This window comes from Rhodoplanes tepidamans, assembly GCF_030813915.1.
GTDB classification, from domain to species: Bacteria; Pseudomonadota; Alphaproteobacteria; order Rhizobiales; family Xanthobacteraceae; genus Rhodoplanes; species Rhodoplanes tepidamans.
Genome location: NZ_JAUSUJ010000010.1, coordinates 127,055 through 146,214, shown reverse-complemented (window position 1 = coordinate 146,214; position 19,160 = coordinate 127,055). Strand labels below are relative to the sequence as shown.

The following is a 19,160-nucleotide window of genomic DNA, read 5'->3' as shown; positions in this document are numbered from 1 at the left end:
GGGCCCCTCATGGCATTGGTGTTTCCGTTCTCCGCCATCGTCGGGCAGGACGAGATCAAGCTCGCCCTGCTGATCGCCGCGGTCGATGCGTCCGTCGGCGGGGTGCTCGCCTTCGGCGACCGCGGCACCGGCAAGTCGACCGCGGTGCGCGCGCTGGCGCAGCTGCTGCCGAAGATGAAGGTGGTGGTCGGCTGTCCCTATTCGTGCGATCCGGCCAGGCCGGCGCCGGGCTGCCCGCACTGCCGGGGCAAGACCGAGGCCGAGCTGAAGAGCCGCCAGGTCCCGGTGCCGGTGGTCGACCTGCCGCTCGGCGCCACCGAGGACCGGGTGGTCGGCGCCCTCGATCTCGAGCGGGCGCTGACGCAGGGCGTCAAGGCGTTCGAGCCGGGCCTGCTGGCCCGCGCCCATCGCGGCTTCCTCTATATCGACGAGGCGAACCTCCTGGAGGACCATCTGGTCGACCTGCTGCTCGACGTCGCCGCGTCGGGCGAGAACGTGGTCGAGCGCGAGGGCCTGTCGATCCGCCATCCGGCCAAGTTCGTGCTGGTCGGCACCGGCAATCCGGAGGAGGGCGAGCTGCGGCCGCAGCTTCTCGACCGCTTCGGCCTGTCGGTCGAGGTGCGCACCCCCGAGGATCTGGCGACCCGCATCGAGGTGGTGCGCCGGCGCGACGCCTTCGAGCGCGACCCCGAGGCCTTCATCGCCAAGTGGAAGAAGGAGGACGACAAGCTCCGCCGCAAGATCCTGTCGGCGCGCGAGCGGGTGTCGTCCGTCAAGGTGCCGGACGCGACGCTGGAGAGCGCTGCGAAGCTGTGCATGGGGCTCGGCACCGACGGCCTGCGCGGCGAGCTGACCCTGATCCGGGCGGCGCGCGCGCTCGCCGCCTTCGACGGCGACGCCTCGGTCGGCGACAAGCACCTCAAGCGGGTCGCGCCCTCGGCGCTGCGCCACCGCCTGCGCCGCAACCCGCTCGACGAGGCGGGATCGACCGTCCGGGTCGAACGGGCGCTGGCGGAGCATTTCGCGGCATGAGCGACCCCGCTGCGACCGCGCCCGAACGCTCCCCCTGGGCCGACGCGGTCCTGGCGGCGGCGCTGTTCGCGGTCGATCCGGGCGGCACGGTCGGGGTGGCGCTGCGGTCGCTGCCCGGCCTCGCCCGCGAGCGCTGGCTGGCCACCCTGAGACAGCTGCTGCCGCCGGATGCCCCGGTGCGCCGCCTGCCGCACGGCGTCGGCGACAGCCGCCTGCTCGGCGGGCTCGACCTCGCCGCCACCCTGCGGGCCGGCCGGCCGATCGCCGAGCGCGGGATTCTGGCCGAGACCGACGGCGGCGTTCTCGTCGCCGCCATGGCGGAACGGATGTCGGCCGGCACCGCGGCGCGGCTCGGCGCCGTGCTGGACAATGGCGGCGTCACGGTCGAGCGCGACGGCATCGCCATCGATACGCCGACCCGGTTCGGCATCGTCGCCCTCGACGAGGGCATGACCGAGGACGAGCGGCCGCCGGCCGCGCTCGCCGACCGGCTCGCCTTCCGGCTCGACTTCGAGGGCGTGTCGGCCGAGCCGCCGGCCGACGACGCGCCCGACGCCGCCGACATCGCCGCGGCGCGGGCCCGCCTGAACGGCATCGTCGCACCGCCCGACGTGGTCGAGGCGCTGTGCGGCACGGCGCTGTCGCTCGGCGTGTGGTCGCTGCGCGCGCCCCTGCAGGCGCTCGCCGTCGCCCGCGCCCATGCGGCGCTCGCCGGCCGCGACGAGATCGCCAAGGAGGATGCGGCGGTCGCCGCCCGCCTGGTGCTGGCGCCGCGCGCCACCCGCCTGCCGCTGCCGCCGCCCGAGGAGACGCCGCCGGAGGACGAGCAGCAGCCCGACGACCAGCCGCCGCCCGAGGGTCGCAACGAGGAGCAGGAGAACGTCGAGGACCGGCCGCTCGAGGACATGATCCTGGAGGCCGCCAAGGCGGCGATCCCGGCCGGTCTCCTGGAGCAGCTGCGGCTGCAGGGGCGGATCAAGCCGAAAATCCCGTCGTCGGGCCGCGCCGGGCATCTGCAAAAGACGAAGTTGCGCGGAAGACCCGCCGGCGTCCGCCGCGGCGAGCCGCGCGCCGGCGGCGCCCGCCTCAACATCATCGAGACGTTGCGGGCCGCGGCGCCGTGGCAGCCGCTGCGCCGGCGCGAGCGTGCGCTCGCCGGGGACGCCGAGCGCACCGCCCGCATCGAGGTGCGCAAGGACGACTTCCGCATCACCCGCTTCAAGCAGAAGACCGAGACGGCGACGATCTTCGTGGTCGACGCGTCGGGCTCCGCCGCGCTGCACCGGCTGGCCGAGGCCAAGGGCGCCGTCGAGCTGCTGCTCGCCGAGTGCTACGTCCGCCGTGACCAGGTCGCCATGGTGGCGTTCCGCGGCAAGGCGGCCGAGCTGCTGCTGCCGCCGACCCGCTCGCTCGTGCGGGCCAAGCGCAGCCTCGCCGGCCTGCCGGGCGGCGGCGGCACGCCGCTCGCCTGCGGGCTCGATCTCGCCGTGGCGCTGGCCGACCAGATCCGCCGCAAGGGCCAGACGCCGTTCGTGATCCTGCTGACCGACGGCTCCGCCAACATCGCCCGCGACGGCTCCCCGGGCCGGCCGAAGGCCGAGGAGGACGCGCTGGCCTCCGCCCGCCTTCTGCGCGCCGCCGGCCTGACCGCGCTCCTGGTCGACACGGCGCCGCATCCCCGGCCGCTGGCGCGAAAGATCGCCGCCGAGATGGACGCCATGTACCTGCCGCTGCCCTATGCGGACGCCGCCGCCATCTCGGGCGCCGTCAAGGCGGTGTCGCCGCCGCGCGAGTCGCTCGCCGGGTAGGCATTCGACGCTCCTTCTCCTCTCCCCGCTGCGGGGAGAGGGATCGCGCCGACGCTTCGGTCCGGCGTTGGTGAATCCTCCCGAGCGAGAGAACCAACCGGCCGTGCCGGTCGTTATGGAGGTGTTCGGGCGCGCGCCCGCCCCGCCAGCCGAGGTTTTTTCGATGTCGACGAAGACGACTCTCGCCCGCCGTGCGGTGCCGGCCCGCGGCATCAATGCCGGCCGCCGCGGCACCGGCGCCGGCTGGGTGCGCGGGCTCGCCGCCGTCCCGGCCGTGGCGGCGCTCGGCTGGATCGCCTGCAGCACCTTCCTGATCCCCAACCGCATGCGGCTGCCGCCGGCCCTGCCGGGCGACCAGCGCGACATGGATTCGATCGCCGGCCGCATCAGCTACTACGCCGACGGCCCGGCCCCGACGACCGCGCCGGCCGCCGAAGCGGCGACGGCCGAGGACACGAGCCTGCCGCCGCTCCTCCTGATCCACAGCGTCAACGCCGCCGCCTCCGCCTACGAGGTCAAGCCGCTCTACGAGCGCGAGCGCACCCGGCGCCCGGTCTACGCCCTCGACCTCCCCGGCTTCGGCTTCTCCGAGCGCAGCGACCGCACCTACACGCCGCGCCTGATGACCGACGCGATCCTGGCCATGGTGGAGGAGATCAAGCGCATCCACGGCGACGCCCCGGTCGACGCGATCGCGCTGTCGCTCGGCAGCGAGTTCCTGGCCCGCGCCGCCGCCGAGGCGCCGGCCTCGTTCCGCAGCGTCGTTCTCGTCAGCCCGACCGGGCTCGACTCGCGCGGACCCTATTACGGGCCACCCGGCAGCACGCGCGGCAGCACGGTCCTGCGCGGCGCGTTCTCGTTCCCGGTGTGGGGGCGCGCCGTCTTCGATCTCCTGAACACCCGGCCGAGCGCCCGCTGGTTCCTCGAAAAGGCGTGGGGGTCCAAGAATATCGACGAAGGCCTGCGGGACTACGACTACCTGACCTCGCACCAGCCGGGCGCCGAGCACGCCCCGTTCTATTTCGTCGGCGGCCTGCTGTTCAGCCGTGACATCACCCGCGTCTACGAGCAGCTCCGCCTGCCGGTGCTGGTGGTGCACGGCACGCGCGGGGACTTTGTCGACTATGCACAGCTCGACGGTCTCGCCGGGCGTCCCAACTGGACCGTGACGGTGTTCGACACCGGCGCCTTCCCGCATTTCGAGCGCCCCGGCGACGTCGCACGCATCTACGATGCGTTCCTCGGGTCGCTCACGCCCGCGCGCGTGACGGCGCCGGCCGGATGATCTCTCCGTCGACCGGCTGCGGCGCGCCTTCCGCGTCGCAGGCGGTTTTTGCTTCGTGATGGTACATAAACGTGGTCTTCCCGCAGCCGCGAGATTATAGTGATCGGGACGCGAGCAAGCGACGCCGGCGGTTCCCCCGAGAAAGGCCGGCAGCTTCGGTTCCGAGGCCCTTTCCCGCTTGCAGCCTGCTCGTCGTGGACGTTATGAGTTGACGATTGGGAGACCGATGATGCTCACCGATCACACGACGCTGTCGCAGTTCCTGATTGAAGAAAGACGCAGATTCCCCGAAGCCACCGGCGATTTCAGTGCCCTGATCATCGATGTCGGCCTCGCCTGCAAGGCGATCGCCCGACGGGTGGCCAACGGTGCGCTCGGGGGTGCCCTCGGTCAGGCGGGCACCACCAACATCCAGGGCGAGACCCAGCAGAAGCTCGACGTCATCGCCAACGACATGTTCATCCGCGCCAACGAGTGGGGCGGACAGCTGGCCGGCATGGCCTCCGAGGAGATGGATATGCCATGGGCGATCCCGCCCCGCTATCCACGCGGCAAGTATCTTCTCCTCTTCGACCCCCTCGACGGCTCCTCCAACATCGACGTCAACGCCCCGGTCGGCAGCATCTTCTCGATTCTGCGCGCTCCCAATCCCGGGGTGGAGCCGCGGCCCGAGGACTTCCTGCAGCCCGGCACCAAGCAGGTGTGCGCCGGCTACGCCATCTACGGACCGTCGACCATGCTGGTCATCACGGTCGGCACCGGAGTGCACGGCTTCACGCTCGATCCGCATCTGGGCGAGTTCATCCTCACCCATCCGCGCATCAAGATGCCGCCGACCACCCAGGAGTTCGCCATCAACGCGTCCAACGCGCGGTTCTGGGAACCGGCCGTGAAGCGCTACGTGGACGAGTGCCTGGAGGGCAAGACCGGGCCGCGCGGCAAGGACTTCAACATGCGGTGGATCGCCTCGCTGGTGGCCGATTGCCACCGCATCCTGATCCGCGGCGGCGTGTTCATGTATCCGCGCGACACCCGCGATCCCGGCAAGCCCGGCAAGCTGCGGCTGATGTACGAGGCCAATCCGATCGCCATGATCGCCGAGCAGGCCGGCGGCATGGCCATCACGGGCCAGGACCGCATCCTCGACATCAAGCCGTCCAAGCTGCACCAGCGCATCGCGCTGATCTTCGGCTCGCGCGAGGAGGTGGAGCGCATCGAGGCCTATCACCGCGACCACAGCGGGCGCAGCTACGAGACGCCGAAGTTCAAGGCCGACGAGCTGTTCCACACCGCGAAGTGACATTGCGACGCGACCGGACGGCGCCGGAGGGGCTCCGGCGCTGATCCGCCTGCATCCGCCCGGCGTATCGTTTTCGAGCCGTGGCCCGACAGAATTTTCGATCGTGACGTTTCAGCATGGGTGATCCTCTGGCCTGGGACCGCGACGGCCGTGACTGGCCGAACCGCGCCGCGAGCCGCTTCGTCGAGGCGGGAGGGATTCACTGGCACGTTCAGCAGCTCGGGCAGGGCCCGGTGCTGCTGCTCCTCCATGGCACCGGAGCGGCGACGCATTCGTGGCGCGATCTCGCACCGCGCCTCGCGCAGCACTTCACCGTGGTGGCGCCGGACCTGCCCGGCCACGGCTTCACCCGCAGCCCCGACGATTCGAGCCTGTCGCTCCCCGGCATGGCGGCGGCGGTGCGCGCCCTTCTCGATGTGCTGGCGATCCGCCCAGATCTCGTCGCCGGGCACTCGGCCGGCGCCGCCGTGCTGATCCGCATGGCGCTCGACGGCATGATCGCGCCGCGCGGCATCGTCTCGATCAACGGCGCGCTGATTCCCTTCCGCGGCGTCGCCGGCCACACCTTCGCGCCGATCGCCCGCGTGCTCGCCGCCAACACCCTGACGGCCCGCCTGTTCGCCTGGTGGGCCGAGGGCCACGGCCCGATCCGCGGGATCCTGAACTCCACCGGCTCGACCATCACGGCCGACGGCGAGGCGCTCTACGCCCGGCTCGCCCGCAATCCCGGCCACGTCCACGCCGCCCTCACGATGATGGCGAGCTGGGATCTGGCGCCGCTGACCGCCGAGCTGCCGCGCCTCGACGTGCCGCTCCTGCTGATCGCCGGCGGCCGCGACGGCACGGTGCCGCCCGACGAGTCCTTCCAGGCCCGCGACCTCGTCCCCGGCGCCCGGGTGGTGTGCCTGCGCACCCTCGGCCACCTCGCCCACGAGGAGAAGCCGGCCGAGATCGCCGGCCTCATCGACGAGTTCTGGGGCGAGGTGGGGCCGGACGACCGGTAAGGCGCCGATCCTGACTTCGGCAGCCCGCATGGAGTGAAACGGAATGCGGGATCGGAGGCTCCAGGCGCTGCTCCCCGCGTTGCGCCCTTCGGGCTCCCATGCGGGCTACGAGCGGGTTGCCCACACTGGTGACACTCGCCGCGATCGGCCGTTCCTCCCCATTCACTGTGTCGCATGAGTAGAACCACGAATATCGCCATTCGGCGTTGTGCGGCCTAGCTCGACTGTCAATTCGCTGTTACAGTCGGGCGTGATGTCCAGCTTGACACTCGACAGGCCGCCTTCCGCCGGGGTCGAACCCGGACGCCGCGCGCCGCATGCCATCGTGATCGGGAGCGGGTTCGGGGGCCTCGCGGCCGCCGTCCGGCTCGGCGCGCGGGGCTGGCGTGTCACCGTGCTGGAGAAGCTCGACCAGCCCGGCGGGCGTGCCTACGTGTTCCGCCAGGACGGCTTCACGTTCGATGCCGGCCCGACCATCGTGACGCTCCCGAAGGTGTTCGAGGAGCTGTGGTCGCTCGCCGGCCGCAAGTTCTCCGACGACATCACGCTCGAGCCGATCGATCCGTACTACCAGATCCGGTTCGACGACGGCGAAACCTACACGGAATGCAGCGATCTCGACGCCATGCGCCGCGAGGTCGCCCGCCTCGCCCCCGGCGACGTCGAGGGCTGGGAGCGCTTCCTCGAGAAGAGCAAGGCGATCTACGAGGTCGGCTTCGAGAAGCTGTCGAACGTGCCGTTCCACTCGCTCGCCTCGATGGCGAAGGTGCTGCCGGACTTCGTCCGGTTGCAGAGCTGGCGCACCGTCCACGGCCTCGCCGCGCGCTACGTGAAGGACCCCCGCATCCGCATCGCGCTGTCCTTCCACCCGCTGTTCATCGGCGGCAACCCGTTCGCCGTCACCTCGATCTACTGCCTGATCACCTATCTGCAGAACAAGTTCGGCGTCTGGTTCCCGAAGGGCGGCACCGGTGCGCTGGTCAAGGGTCTGGTCGGGCTGATCGAGGGGCAGGGCAACACCATCCGCTGCAACGCCGAGGTCGCCGCCATCACGGTCGACCGCGGTGCGGCCACCGGCGTCAGGCTCGCCTCGGGCGAGACGATCGCGGCCGACATCGTGGTGTCGAACGCCGACGCCGCCTGGACCTACAAGCACCTGCTGCCCGCCGAGGTGCGGCGCCGCTGGACCGACCGGAAGCTCGGCCGCGCCCGCTACTCGATGAGCCTGTTCGTCTGGTATTTCGGGACGAGGCGCCAGTATCGCGGCGTGCCCCACCACACGATCCTGCTCGGGCCCCGCTACAAGGAGCTCCTGCACGACATCTTCGACCGCAAGGTGCTGGCGCCGGACTTCAGCCTGTATCTCCATCACCCGACCGCGACCGACCCGTCGCTGGCGCCGCCCGGCTGCGACACCTTCTACGTCCTCTCGCCGGTGCCGAACCTGGCGGGCGGGACCGACTGGGCGCACGCCGCCGAGCCGTATCGACGAGCGATCTCCGACGCCCTCTCCCGCACGGTCCTGCCCGGGCTGGAGGAGAACGTCGTCACGTCCCGCATCGTCACGCCGCAGGATTTCCACACGCGTCTGCGCTCGGTTCTCGGCGCCGCCTTCGGCTTCGAGCCCGTGTTCACCCAGAGCGCGTGGTTCCGTCCCCACAACCGCAGCGAGGAGGTCGACCGGCTGTTCCTGGTCGGCGCCGGCACCCATCCGGGCGCCGGCCTGCCCGGCGTCCTGTCGTCCGCCCGCGTGCTCGACTCCCTGGTGCCCCATGGTGCCGATCTGGCTCGAGAATCCTAACGCGTCCGAGGCCGACGTGGCGGCCTGCCGGGCGATGATCCGGCAGGGCTCGCGCACCTTCTTCGCGGCCTCGCTGCTGCTGCCCTGCGCGGTGCGCTCGCCGGCCTACACGCTCTACGCCTTCTGCCGCTTCGCCGACGACGAGGTCGACGGCGAGGGCAGCGAGAAGGACGCGGTCGAGCGCCTGCGGCAGCGGCTCGCGCTCGCCTACGATGGGCGGCCGCTGCCGACCGCGACCGACCGCGCCTTCGCCGACATGGTGGCGCGCTACGCCATCCCGCGCGAGATTCCGGAGGCGCTGCTCGAGGGCCTCGCCTGGGACACCGACGGCCGCCGCTACGAGGATCTCTCCGGCGTCTTCGCCTACTCGGCCCGGGTCGCCGGAACGGTCGGCGCCATGATGACGCTGCTGATGGGGGTGCGCGATCCCGACACGCTGGCCCGCGCCTGCGATCTCGGCGTCGCCATGCAGCTCACCAACATCTGCCGCGACGTCGGCGAGGACGCCCGCATGGGCCGCATCTACCTGCCGCTGTCGTGGATGCGGGAGGAGGGGCTCGACCCCGACGCCTGGCTCGCCGCGCCGGTGTTCGACGACCGGCTGGCGCGCGTCGTCGGGCGGCTGCTCGCCGCGGCGGACGCGCTCTACGCCCGCTCCGAGGCCGGCATCGCCAGGCTGCCCTTCGGCTGCCGGCCCGGCATTCTCGCGGCTCGGATCATGTACGCCGAGATCGGCCGGGTGATTGAGGCGAACGGCCTCGATTCGGTGTCGCAGCGCGCCTATGTGCGCGGCCGCCGCAAGCTCGCGCTGCTCGCCCGCTCCTTCGCGACGGCGCCGCTGGTGCCGAAGGCGCCGCCGGCGGAGCCGCTCGCCGAGACCCGTTTCCTGATCGATGCCGTCGTCCCGCTCGGCCGCGTCCGCCCGGATCCGGCGCGCGCGCCCTGGTGGGACCTGGCGCGCCGCGTCGTCTGGGTGCTCGACCTGTTCGAGCGCCTCGGCCAGCGCGAGCTGGGCACCGCCGACCGCGTCCGTGCGGCGCGTCTCGCCGGACTGAAGACCTGACGCGGAGGCCGCCGCGGCGGCCCCCGCATGACAATTGTCAATTCCGATTGTCAGTCGCTGTTGTCTAATGGTGATTGACAATCACTCTCACTGATCGAACCCGCTTAGATCGAACTCGCCGATCGACATCGCTGATCGCGTACACCCGGGAGGTTTCGCCATGCGCATTCTGCTCCTGCATCCCAACTACCACTCGGGCGGAGCGGAGATCGCCGGCAACTGGCCGCCCGCCTGGGTCGCCTATCTCGCGGGCACCCTCAAGGCCAACGGCTACACCGACGTCCGCTTCATCGACGCGATGACGGACGATCTCACGGAGGAGCAGCTCCGCGAGGAGTTCCGCCGCGAGAAGCCGGACATCATCGGCGCCACCGCCATCACGCCGGCCATCTACAAGGCCGAGCGGGCGCTGCAGATCGCCAAGGAGGAGCATCCGAACGCCATCACGGTGATCGGCGGCATCCATGCGACCTTCATGTACAAGCAGGTGCTGGCCGAGGCGCCGTGGATCGACGTCGTCATCCGCGGCGAGGGCGAGCAGATCCTGCTCGACCTGGTGCGCGCGGTCGACTCCGGCGAGTTCAAGAAGAACCCCGACGGCGTCAAGGGCATCGCCTACTCGGACGGCGCCAACATCGTCGCCACCGCGGCGGCGCCGCCGATCGAGAACCTCGACATGCTGAGCCCCGACTGGGGCATCCTCAACTGGAACCAGTACCACTACATCCCGCTCGGCACCCGGCTGGCGGTGCCGAACTTCGCCCGCGGCTGCCCGTTCACCTGCTCGTTCTGCTCGCAGTGGAAGTTCTGGCGCACCTACCGGGTCCGCGACCCGATCAAGGTGGTCGACGAGATCGAGGTGCTGGTGAAGGAGTTCGACGTCGGCTTCTTCATCCTGGCCGACGAGGAGCCGACCATCCACCGCAAGAAGTTCGTGGCGCTGTGCGAGGAGCTGGTGCGCCGCAAGCTGCCGGTGCTGTGGGGCATCAACACCCGCGTCACCGACGTGCTGCGCGACGAGGCGCTGCTGCCGCTCTACCGCAAGGCCGGCCTGATCCACATCTCGCTCGGCACCGAGGCGGCGGCGCAGCTCAAGCTCGACCTGTTCAACAAGGAGACCACGGTGGCGCAGAACAAGCGCGCCATCGAGCTCCTGCGCAAGCACGGCATCGTCTCCGAGGCGCAGTTCATCGTCGGCCTCGAGAACGAGACCCGCGAGACGCTCGAAGAGACCTACCAGATGGCCCGCGACTGGGGCTGCGACATGGCCAACTGGTCGATGTACACGCCGTGGCCGTTCTCCGACCTGTTCCAGGAGATGGGCGACAAGGTCGAGGTGTTCGACTTCGAGAAGTACAACTTCGTCACGCCGATCATGAAGCCGGACGCGATGACGCGGCCCGAGCTGCTCGACCGCGTGATGCACAACTACCGCCGCTTCTACATGCGGAAGATGTTCCTCGAGTATCCGTTCATCCGGGACCGCGAGAAGCGCCGCTACATGATGGGCTGCATGAAGGCCTATCTGAAGAGCTCGTTCGAGCGGAAGTTCTACGATCTCGGCCGCGTCGGCTACTGGGGGCCGCAATCCAAGAAGGTCGACTTCAAGTTCGACGAGACGCGCACCATCACCGAGGCGCAGTCCGCCGACCTGCAGGCCGCCCCCAAGGGCCGCAAGAAGAAGGGCGAGAAGAAGGAAGCCGTGCGGGCCTGCTGAGGCGGCCGCGTTCGAACCCTCTCCCCTCGCGGGAGAGGGGCCGCCCGTCGGGCTGCCCAGTTTCGCAGGAACGGTCGTCGTGAGCAGCGTCGAACCCGTGAGTCGTGTTGCAGGCGACGAGCAGTTCCATGCTCACGGTCACGCCACCGACGGCATCGCCCGCATCGGGCCGAACGCCATCATCCGGATGATCGAGGCGCTGCGCGAGCAGGTGGGCGACGCCGAGACGGCGCGGCTGTTCGGGCTCGCCGCTCTGTCGCACCATCTCGTGCACGCCCCCGACCACATGGTCGACGAGCGCGACGTCGTCGCCATCCACACCGTGGTGCGCGCCGAGCTCGGCATCGCGCGGGCCAGGGCGGTGGGGCGCCAGGCCGGCCTGCTCACCGCCGACTATCTCCTGGCGAACCGCATCCCGAAGCCGATCCAGCCGATCCTGAAAGTCCTGCCGGCGGCGATCTCGGCGCGGATCCTGCTCGCCGCCATCGGCAAGCATTCCTGGACCTTCGCGGGATCCGGCATCTTCACCGCGGTGCCCGGCCATCCGGTGCGCTTCCGCATCGCCGGCAACCCGGTGTGCCGCGGCGCCCGCGCCGAGGGGCCGGTCTGCGACTACTACGGCGCCACCTTCGAGCGCCTGTTCCGCACCCTGGTGCACCGGAACGCACGCGTCATCGAGACCGCCTGCGAAGCGGCAGGCGCGCCTGCCTGCGCGTTCGAGATCCGCTGGCGCTGACCTCTGATCGACTCCTCTCGGCGGCCGCTACCGCGGAAGCCTCGTGTCCCGGGCCTCCTGTCCGGGGCACGCGGCCATCCGGAGCGGTGCTGATCATCAGGATGCGGATTTTCCGGCGCGGCGATCGGCCGTGTCTGGCGCGCTTCGCCACACCGAACGGATCGAAAGCCGGGCCGTCGCGTTGGCTCGACAAAGGCGCGCCGCGCCGGGCCGCGCGGGGCCGTGAGCCTCCCGGCAGTCGTCACACCAGCAGACACGAGGACGCCATGTCGTGGGACGCTTTCATCCCCTCGCTCGCCCTGATGACGCTCGGGGCCTTCCTGGCCTTCGCGGTGATGCAGCTCGTCGCCTTCACGCGCAAGCGCAGCAACCGCGATGCCTTCAAGCGCGCCTATTCGGACCACTCGGCCGGCGCCCCCGGCGCGCCCGACAAGTGAGCCGCGGCTGAAGGCCGGCCATCGATCGCCCCATCTCCTCACGCTCCGCTCGTCCGCGCGAAGGCGGGCACCCAGGAGGCGCCACGGCGCGTCGCATCCTGGATGCGCGCCTGCGCGGGCATGAGCGGAGGGGGCTGCTCCGGTGAGAACTCCGGCGGAGGACGCGCTCGGCCTCACCGCCGCCGCGGCATGCGGAACGGCAGCATCGCCTGCACCCAGGGGGCGGCGAAGCGGTCGAGCGACAGGCTCTCGTGCACGGCCGCCACCGGCTCGCCGAGCAGCGTGCCGGTGAGCAGCGAGCGGGCGTAGAAGGGCGAGTCCTCGAAGGTCTCGGTCACCGTCATGGCGTCCGGCGTGTCGGCCCGGGTCTCGCGCGGCACCCGCCACAGCGTGTCCGGCAGCGCGATGCGGTGCGGCGCCTCGAACGGCGTCACGCCGCCGCCGCGGTCGAAGCGCAGCGCCAGGGCGCGCTCGTCGGTCGCGCCGGCGGCGCCGCGGCGGATCGCGTGGTAGAGCACCGCGGCGCCGTCCGTCAGGGCGGCCCGCGACCAGTCCCACGACACGAAGGCGCTCTCGAGCGGCGTCTCGCCGCGATTGCTGTCGAGATAGCCGTGGCCGCGCCAGGCGAGCTCCGGCCGGGCGAGATCGACCTCGACCGCGGCGCAGGGCGCGATCGGCCGCCACAGATGCAGGCCGGCGTCGTCGAGCGCGAAGCTCGCGCCGGTGAGCGCCGCGGGCCGCACCCGCACGGTGCCGCGCAGCCGCGACGGCACCGGCACGGTGGTCTCGTCGATCGTGATGGTGAGGGTGGTGCCGTCCCAGGCGAGCCCGCTCGGGCCGATCGCGAGGCTCGACGCGTCGCGGCGGAGCGCGGCGCGGCCGCGCTCGGTCATCGCCCAGCGGCGGGTCTCGCCGTAGAGCGCGACGTTGAGGGCGCAGTGGTCGTGCGGATCGGCGGCGCCACGCGGGACGGCGCGCCGGCGCGCCCACGCGTAATAGGGCGAGAACACGCTGCCCACGAAGGCGATGATGGTCAGCCCGTGGCGGCCGTCGTCGCTCAGCGCGTCGACGTACCACCACAGATACCCGCCCGGCGCGACCGGCTCGTCGAATCGCGGTCCGCCGTCGCGGCGGCCGCTGCCAGCCGGCCCGACAGGGCCGCCATCGGCACGCCCGGTCCCGGATGCGTGCTGCCCCCCGCCAGATACAGGCCCGGAATCCGGGTGCGGGATCCCGGCCGCTGGAACGATGCCATCCATCCGTGCGAAGCCCTTCCGTAGAGCGCTCCTCCGGTGCCCGGAAAGAGCCGGTGAAAGTCGACGGGCGTGGTGACGACGCTGTCCTCCGGGCGGTGGCGCAGCACGAGCCCGCAACGGCGCAGCCGGTCGAAGGCGGCGTGCCCGCAGGCGGCGAGCGCGGCGGCGGAGGGCGGCGTCGCGTCGCCGGTCGGCGGCGCGTTGACGAGGACGAGCAGACGCTCGGGTCCGCCCGGTGCTCCGTCGGACCGCGCCGTGCCGGCACCGCGGGAGCCGAAGTCGCGGTCCTCGGCGCAGACATAGACGGTCGGATCGTCGGGCAGGCGGCGGTCGCGCTGCAGACGGTCGAACTCGGCCAGGTAGTCGTCCGAGAAGAACACCGTGTGATGGTGCAGCGGGAAGCCGTCGGCCTCGGCGACCAGGCACCAGGTCACGGCCGAGAGCGACCGGGCGGCCTGCGGCACGCCGCGAGCGGTGCGCCGCAGCGCCGTGCCGAACCGGCCTTCCGCGACGGCCGACACGTCGGCATTGAGGATCACCACGTCGGCGGCGAGCCGCTCGCCGCCGGCGAGCACGACGCCGGCGGCGCGGCCCCGCTCGACCAGCACGGTGTCGACCGGCGCGCCGAACCGGAACACCGCCCCGTGCCGCTGCGCCGCGCGGACCAGCGCCTCGGCGAGCCGGTGCATGCCGCCGTCGATCACCCACACGCCCTGCTGCTCGACATGGGCGATCAGCATCAGGGTCGCCGGCGCCAGGAACGGCGACGAGCCGCAATAGGTGGCGTAGCGGCCGAACAGCTGGCGCAGCCGCGGATCCCGGAAGTGCCGGCCGAGGGCGCCCCACAGGGTGGCGAAGGGCGAGATGGCGAGGACCTCGGGCAGCCGCGACAGGCCGAGCCGGCGCACCAGATCGAGCGGACTGCGGCAGCGCTCTGCGCGCAGGAACGGTTCCTCCAGGGTCTTGTAGATGCGGGCGGCCCGGTCGCAGAAGGCGCGGAAGTGCCGTGCCTCGGCGGCACCGGCGAAGTCGCCGATGGCGTCCGCCGACCGGCCGGTGTCGGCGTGGAGGTCGAGGCGTCCGCCGCCGCTCCAGGCGTGGCGGGCCAGCACGTCGAGCGGCGTCAGGGCGAGCTCGTCGGCGAGCGTCGTGCCGGCGGCGGCGAACAGCTCGTCGAACACCCAGCGCATGGTGAAGACGGTGGGGCCGGCATCGACGCCGCGGCCGCCGACCACCACCTCGCGCATCTTGCCGCCGGGGCCGGCGGCGGTCTCCACGACGGTCACGGCGAAGCCGGCGAGCGCGAGATCCAGGGCCGCGGACAATCCCCCGGCGCCGGCCCCGACCACGATCGCGGACTCACCCCCCACGCTCACCAATCCGGAGAAATACCGTTGAGTTCGGTGTCCATGTGTCTATACTGCGTGACAGTTGAGCATGACAATGGATCATTACATATCTTTGCTCGCCATCAGGGGCTGAACGCATGGATAGTAGCACGAGGATCGAGCAGGCTCTCAACGCCGCCTTGGCCCGGGCCGAGACACCCAGCGCTCCCAGCAAGCTCGCCTCCGCGATGCGCTACGCGGTGTTTCCCAAGGGCGCCCGGGTCCGCCCGCGCCTCTGCCTGGCCGCCGCGGCGGCCTGCGGCGACGACCAGCCGGGCCTCACCGACGCGGCCGCCGCGTCGATCGAGCTCCTGCACTGCGCCTCGCTGATCCACGACGACCTGCCCTGCTTCGACGACGCGGCGCTGCGGCGCGGCAAGCCGTCGGTCCACATGGCCTATGGCGAGCGGATCGCCGTGCTGGCCGGGGACGCCCTGATCGTGCTGGCCTTCGAGCAGCTCGCCTACGTGCCGTGCTCGCCGGAGCGGCTGCCCAACGTGATGCGCATCGTCGGCCAGTCGGTCGGCATGCCGGGCGGCATCGCGGCCGGCCAGGCGTGGGAATGCGAGCCGTTCTGCGACCTCGTCGAGTACCACGAGCAGAAGACCGGAGCGCTGTTCTCGGCCGCCACCATGCTGGGCGCCGCCGCGGCCGGCCACGATCCGGAGCCCTGGAAGGTCGTGGGCGCGCGGCTCGGCCTCGCCTACCAGGTCGCCGACGACCTGCGCGACGCCGCCGCCGACGAGGAGGAGCTCGGCAAGCCGATCGGCCGCGACGCGGCGCTCGGCCGTCCGAGCGCGGTGCGCGACCTCGGCATCGACGGCGCCATGCACCGGCTCGAGAGCCTGGTGAAGGAGGCCATCGCCGCGATCCCGCCGTGCCCCGGCGCCGGCGACCTGCGGACCCTCATCCTCTCCGAGGCCAAGCGCCTCGTGCCGAAGCGGCTCGCCGCGGCGGCCGCCTGACACCTGCCGTCCGGGGGGCGCCGCCCGGCGGCGAACCCGGGACGACAGCCCGAAACGCCGAGCCGGAGCTGGTTTCCGGGGGCGCGGGGCTCTTCTCGCGCCCGGACCGACGGACACGCGACGCTCCCCGCCCGGGGGAGGTGAAGTCGAGACGCGCGCGAGCGGCGACGTGAAAGATCCGACGCCCCAGGACCCGCATCCGTCGGCATGGCGCGAGCGATGGCTCGGGCTGCGCAACCGGCTGCTCGCCTCGCCGCGCTTCCAGCGCGCCGCCGCCGCCTTCCCGCTCACCCGGCCGATCGCGCGGCGCCGCAGCCGGGCGCTGTTCGATCTGGTCGCCGGCTTCGTCTACTCCCAGGTCCTGCTCGCCTGCGTGCAGCTGAAGCTGTTCGAGCAGCTCGCCGACGGGCCGCGCTCCGTCGCGGCGATCGCCGTGGCGACCGGGTTGCCGGAGGAGGCGGCCCGCCGCCTGCTCGCCGCCGCCGCGACCCTCGGCCTGGTCGAGCCGTGCGGGCCGGCGCGCTTCGCCCTCGGCGTCCACGGCGCGGCGCTGCTCGGCAATGGCGGCCTCGCCGACATGATCGAGCACCACACTCTCTTCTATGCCGACCTCGCCGATCCGGTGGCGCTCCTCAAGGGCGAGCGGACCGACACGGCGCTGGCCCGCTTCTGGGCCTATGCCGGCAGCCCGGCGCCCGGTGCGCTGCCCGACGCGGCGGTCGCCTCGTATTCGCGGCTGATGGCGGCCACCCAGGCGTTCATCGCCGACGAGGTGCTCGCCGCGGCGCCGCTCGCCGGCCGCCGCAGCCTGCTCGACGTCGGCGGCGGCGAGGGCGCCTTCCTGTGCGCCGTCGCCGAGCGTCATCCCGGCCTGACACTCGCGCTGTTCGACCTCCCGGCGGTGGCCGAGCGGGCGCGCGCCCGAATCGCCGCCGCCGGCCTCTCCGGCCGCGCCACCGTGCACGGCGGCGACTTCCGCCGCGACCCGCTGCCGGAGGGCGCCGACACCATCTCGTTCGTCCGGATCCTGCACGACCACGACGACGAGACCGTGCTGGCCGTGCTGCGCGCCGCGCGGCAGGCGCTGACCGCCTCGGGACGCTCCGGCGGCCGCGTGATCGTCGCCGAGCCGATGTCCGGCGCGCCCGGCGCCGAGCCCGCGGGCGAAGCCTATTTTGGTTTCTACTTTATGGCGATGGGGCGGGGACGGCCCCGGACTCCGGCGGGTCTGAGCGCTCTCCTGAACGCCGCGGGCTTCCACCGTCCAACTCTCGTTACAACTCGGAATCCTCTTTTGGTTCAGCTGGTTGTTGCAGATGCTCGCGGCCCTTAGAACGAGTTGACAATACGACTTGACATAGGGGGAAGTAAGCGTAGGCTGACACTTCAGGTCGGTGCTTTAGCCTCCTTGCGGAACGGCTCGGAGACGTCATGGACACAGTTGCGGTCGTCCTAGAGGAACCCGAACGCCTCGTTCTCAGTCGTCTCGACCTCAGCCATCCCGGTGACGAGGATGTGGTGGTCGATATCGACTGGAGCGGGATCAGCACCGGAACCGAGCGTCTGCTCTGGTCGGGGCGGATGCCGCCGTTTCCGGGGCTCGGATATCCTCTGGTGCCGGGATACGAGTCGGTGGGTCGGATCACGTCGGCGGGCGATCGCTCGGGCCGGCGGGTCGGCGAGCACGTCTTCGTCCCCGGCGCGCGCTGCTTCGGCGACGTCAGGGGGCTGTTCGGCGGCGCCGCGCGGCGCGTCGTGGTGCCCGGCGCCAAGGCGCTGCCGATCGCCGACGATCTCAACGAGCTAGGCGTCCTCATGGCGTTGGCCGCGACGGCGTGCCACGCCATGGCGGGGGCCGAACGGACGCCTCCGGATCTGATTGTCGGGCACGGCGTCCTCGGTCGTCTCCTCGCCCGACTGGCAGTGCTGGCGGGCGGGGAGCCGCCTACCGTGTGGGAGCGCGACGCCGGTCGCGCCCAGGGCGCGCAGGGCTACCGCGTCGTCGATCCGAACGACGATCCGCGCCGTGACTACAACGCGATCTACGACGTGTCGGGCGATTCCAAGCTGCTCGACACGCTGATCGGCCGCCTCGCCCCGAAGGGCGAGATCGTCCTCGCCGGCTTCTACAGCGAGCCGCTCGGCTTCGCGTTTCCGCCCGCCTTCATGCGGGAGATCTCCATCCGGGTCGCCGCCGAATGGCGCGAGCCGGATCTCGTCGCCGTGAAGAGCCTGATCGAGCAGGGACGCCTCTCGCTCGACGGTCTCATCACCCACCGCTGCGCCGCCGCGGACGCGCCGACCGCGTACCGCACCGCGTTCACCGATCCGACCTGTCTCAAGATGATCCTTGACTGGAGAGGGTACGCATGAACGCGTCGATGCCGATCGATACCGCACGCCTGCGCGCCGAAGCCGCGATCGAGCCCGATCCGGTGCCGTCGTCCGCGTCCAAGGCGACGCAGATCATCGCCATCTACGGCAAGGGCGGGATCGGCAAGAGCTTCACGCTCGCCAATCTCAGCTACATGATGGCGCAGCAGGGCAAGCGCGTGCTGCTGATCGGCTGCGACCCGAAGAGCGACACCACCTCGCTCCTGTTCGGCGGCCGCGCCACCCCGACCATCATCGAGACCTCGTCGAAGAAGAAGCTGGCCGGCGAGGAGATCACCATCTCCGATGTCTGCTTCAAGCGCGACGGCGTGTTCGCCATGGAGCTCGGCGGCCCGGAGGTCGGGCGCGGCTGCGGCGGACGCGGCATCATCCACGGCTTCGAGACGCTGGAGAAGCTCGGCTTCCACGAGTGGGGCTTCGACTACGTGCTGCTCGACTTCCTCGGCGACGTGGTGTGCGGCGGCTTCGGCCTGCCGATCGCCCGCGACATGTGCCAGAAGGTCATCGTGGTCGGCTCCAACGACCTGCAGTCGCTCTACGTCGCCAACAATGTCTGCTCGGCCGTGGAGTATTTCCGCAAGCTCGGCGGCAATGTCGGCGTCGCCGGCATGGTGGTGAACAAGGACGACGGCACCGGCGAGGCGCACGCCTTCGCGGCCCAGGCCGGCATCCCGGTGCTCGCCGCGATCCCGGCCAACGAGGACATCCGCCGCAAGAGCGCCGCCTATCAGATCGTCGGCCGGCCCGGCACCGAATGGGCGCCGCTGTTCGAGGCGCTCGCGACCAACGTCGCCGAGGCGCCGCCGCAGCGGCCGAAGCCGCTGACCCAGGAGGCCCTGCTCGGGCTGTTCTCGGGCGACACGGTCGGCCGCGACGTGGTGCTCGAGCCGGCCACCCAGGAGGATATGCGCGGCGGCAGCTTCGTGCCGAAGCCGTCGCTCGAAGTGATTTACGACACCGTCTGATTCGGAGAT

At 71.5% G+C, this 19,160-nt stretch carries 16 protein-coding genes; 14 read left to right on the top strand and 2 right to left on the bottom strand.

The window, feature by feature from the left end; genetic code table 11:
- Nucleotides 1-9: 9 nt before the first annotated feature.
- From bchI to J2S22_RS13795, 10 genes are all read left to right on the top strand, one after another.
- Entirely contained in the window at nt 10-1,032 is a 1,023-nt protein-coding gene (gene bchI, locus J2S22_RS13840) for a magnesium chelatase ATPase subunit I (RefSeq protein ID WP_272775475.1), read from the top strand.
- Nucleotides 1,029-2,840 carry a magnesium chelatase subunit D gene (locus tag J2S22_RS13835; RefSeq protein WP_272775474.1) on the top strand — a complete coding sequence of 604 codons (1,812 nt, stop codon included), beginning with the start codon at nt 1,029-1,031 and terminating at the stop codon, nt 2,838-2,840. The genes bchI and J2S22_RS13835 overlap by 4 nt, the downstream gene beginning before the upstream one ends.
- 163 nt (nt 2,841-3,003) lie before the next feature.
- Entirely contained in the window at nt 3,004-4,125 is a 1,122-nt protein-coding gene (locus tag J2S22_RS13830) for an alpha/beta fold hydrolase (protein WP_272775473.1), read from the top strand.
- 229 nt (nt 4,126-4,354) lie between these two features.
- Nucleotides 4,355-5,425, top strand: coding sequence for a class 1 fructose-bisphosphatase (locus J2S22_RS13825; protein ID WP_307155835.1), 1,071 nt, complete (start codon nt 4,355-4,357; stop codon nt 5,423-5,425).
- 116 nt (nt 5,426-5,541) lie between these two features.
- Complete coding sequence (gene bchO, locus J2S22_RS13820; RefSeq protein WP_272775471.1) at nt 5,542-6,429, top strand: alpha/beta fold hydrolase BchO; 888 nt, start codon at nt 5,542-5,544, stop codon at nt 6,427-6,429.
- Between the two features lie 253 nt (nt 6,430-6,682).
- Entirely contained in the window at nt 6,683-8,230 is a 1,548-nt protein-coding gene (locus tag J2S22_RS13815; protein WP_272775470.1) for a phytoene desaturase, read from the top strand.
- Nucleotides 8,202-9,293, top strand: coding sequence for a phytoene/squalene synthase family protein (locus J2S22_RS13810; RefSeq protein WP_272775469.1), 1,092 nt, complete (start codon nt 8,202-8,204; stop codon nt 9,291-9,293). The genes J2S22_RS13815 and J2S22_RS13810 overlap by 29 nt, the downstream gene beginning before the upstream one ends.
- 160 nt (nt 9,294-9,453) lie before the next feature.
- A complete protein-coding gene (gene bchE / locus J2S22_RS13805) occupies nt 9,454-11,010 on the top strand; it encodes a magnesium-protoporphyrin IX monomethyl ester anaerobic oxidative cyclase (protein WP_272775468.1) in 1,557 nt (518 codons plus the stop codon).
- Nucleotides 11,011-11,107: 97 nt separating this feature from the next.
- Nucleotides 11,108-11,746 (top strand): bacteriochlorophyll 4-vinyl reductase, encoded by a 639-nt coding sequence (gene bchJ, locus J2S22_RS13800; protein WP_272775467.1) that lies wholly within the window; start codon nt 11,108-11,110, stop codon nt 11,744-11,746.
- 266 nt (nt 11,747-12,012) lie between these two features.
- Nucleotides 12,013-12,183, top strand: a complete 171-nt coding sequence (locus J2S22_RS13795; protein WP_272775466.1) for a hypothetical protein — start codon at nt 12,013-12,015, stop codon at nt 12,181-12,183.
- A gap of 173 nt (nt 12,184-12,356) precedes the next feature.
- On the opposite strand, the gene J2S22_RS13790 is transcribed toward J2S22_RS13795, so the two are convergent.
- Nucleotides 12,357-13,265: a carotenoid 1,2-hydratase family protein gene (locus J2S22_RS13790; protein WP_284701049.1), complete on the bottom strand. Its 909-nt coding sequence runs from the start codon at nt 13,263-13,265 to the stop codon at nt 12,357-12,359.
- Nucleotides 13,241-14,809 carry a 1-hydroxycarotenoid 3,4-desaturase CrtD gene (gene crtD / locus J2S22_RS13785; protein WP_272775464.1) on the bottom strand — a complete coding sequence of 523 codons (1,569 nt, stop codon included), beginning with the start codon at nt 14,807-14,809 and terminating at the stop codon, nt 13,241-13,243. Before crtD ends, J2S22_RS13790 begins: the two co-directional genes overlap by 25 nt.
- A gap of 116 nt (nt 14,810-14,925) precedes the next feature.
- Here crtD and J2S22_RS13780 point away from each other — a divergent pair, with 116 nt between their 5' ends.
- From J2S22_RS13780 to J2S22_RS13765, 4 genes are all read left to right on the top strand, one after another.
- On the top strand, nt 14,926-15,792 hold the full coding sequence (locus J2S22_RS13780) for a polyprenyl synthetase family protein (protein ID WP_272775463.1): 867 nt from the start codon (nt 14,926-14,928) through the stop codon (nt 15,790-15,792).
- A 169-nt stretch (nt 15,793-15,961) separates the two neighbouring features.
- Nucleotides 15,962-17,125 (top strand): methyltransferase, encoded by a 1,164-nt coding sequence (locus J2S22_RS13775; protein ID WP_272775462.1) that lies wholly within the window; start codon nt 15,962-15,964, stop codon nt 17,123-17,125.
- A 98-nt stretch (nt 17,126-17,223) separates the two neighbouring features.
- Nucleotides 17,224-18,165 carry a chlorophyll synthesis pathway protein BchC gene (gene bchC, locus J2S22_RS13770; protein WP_272775461.1) on the top strand — a complete coding sequence of 314 codons (942 nt, stop codon included), beginning with the start codon at nt 17,224-17,226 and terminating at the stop codon, nt 18,163-18,165.
- Nucleotides 18,162-19,151, top strand: coding sequence for a chlorophyllide a reductase iron protein subunit X (locus tag J2S22_RS13765; RefSeq protein WP_272775460.1), 990 nt, complete (start codon nt 18,162-18,164; stop codon nt 19,149-19,151). The genes bchC and J2S22_RS13765 overlap by 4 nt, the downstream gene beginning before the upstream one ends.
- The last annotated feature ends 9 nt before the right edge of the window (nt 19,152-19,160 follow it).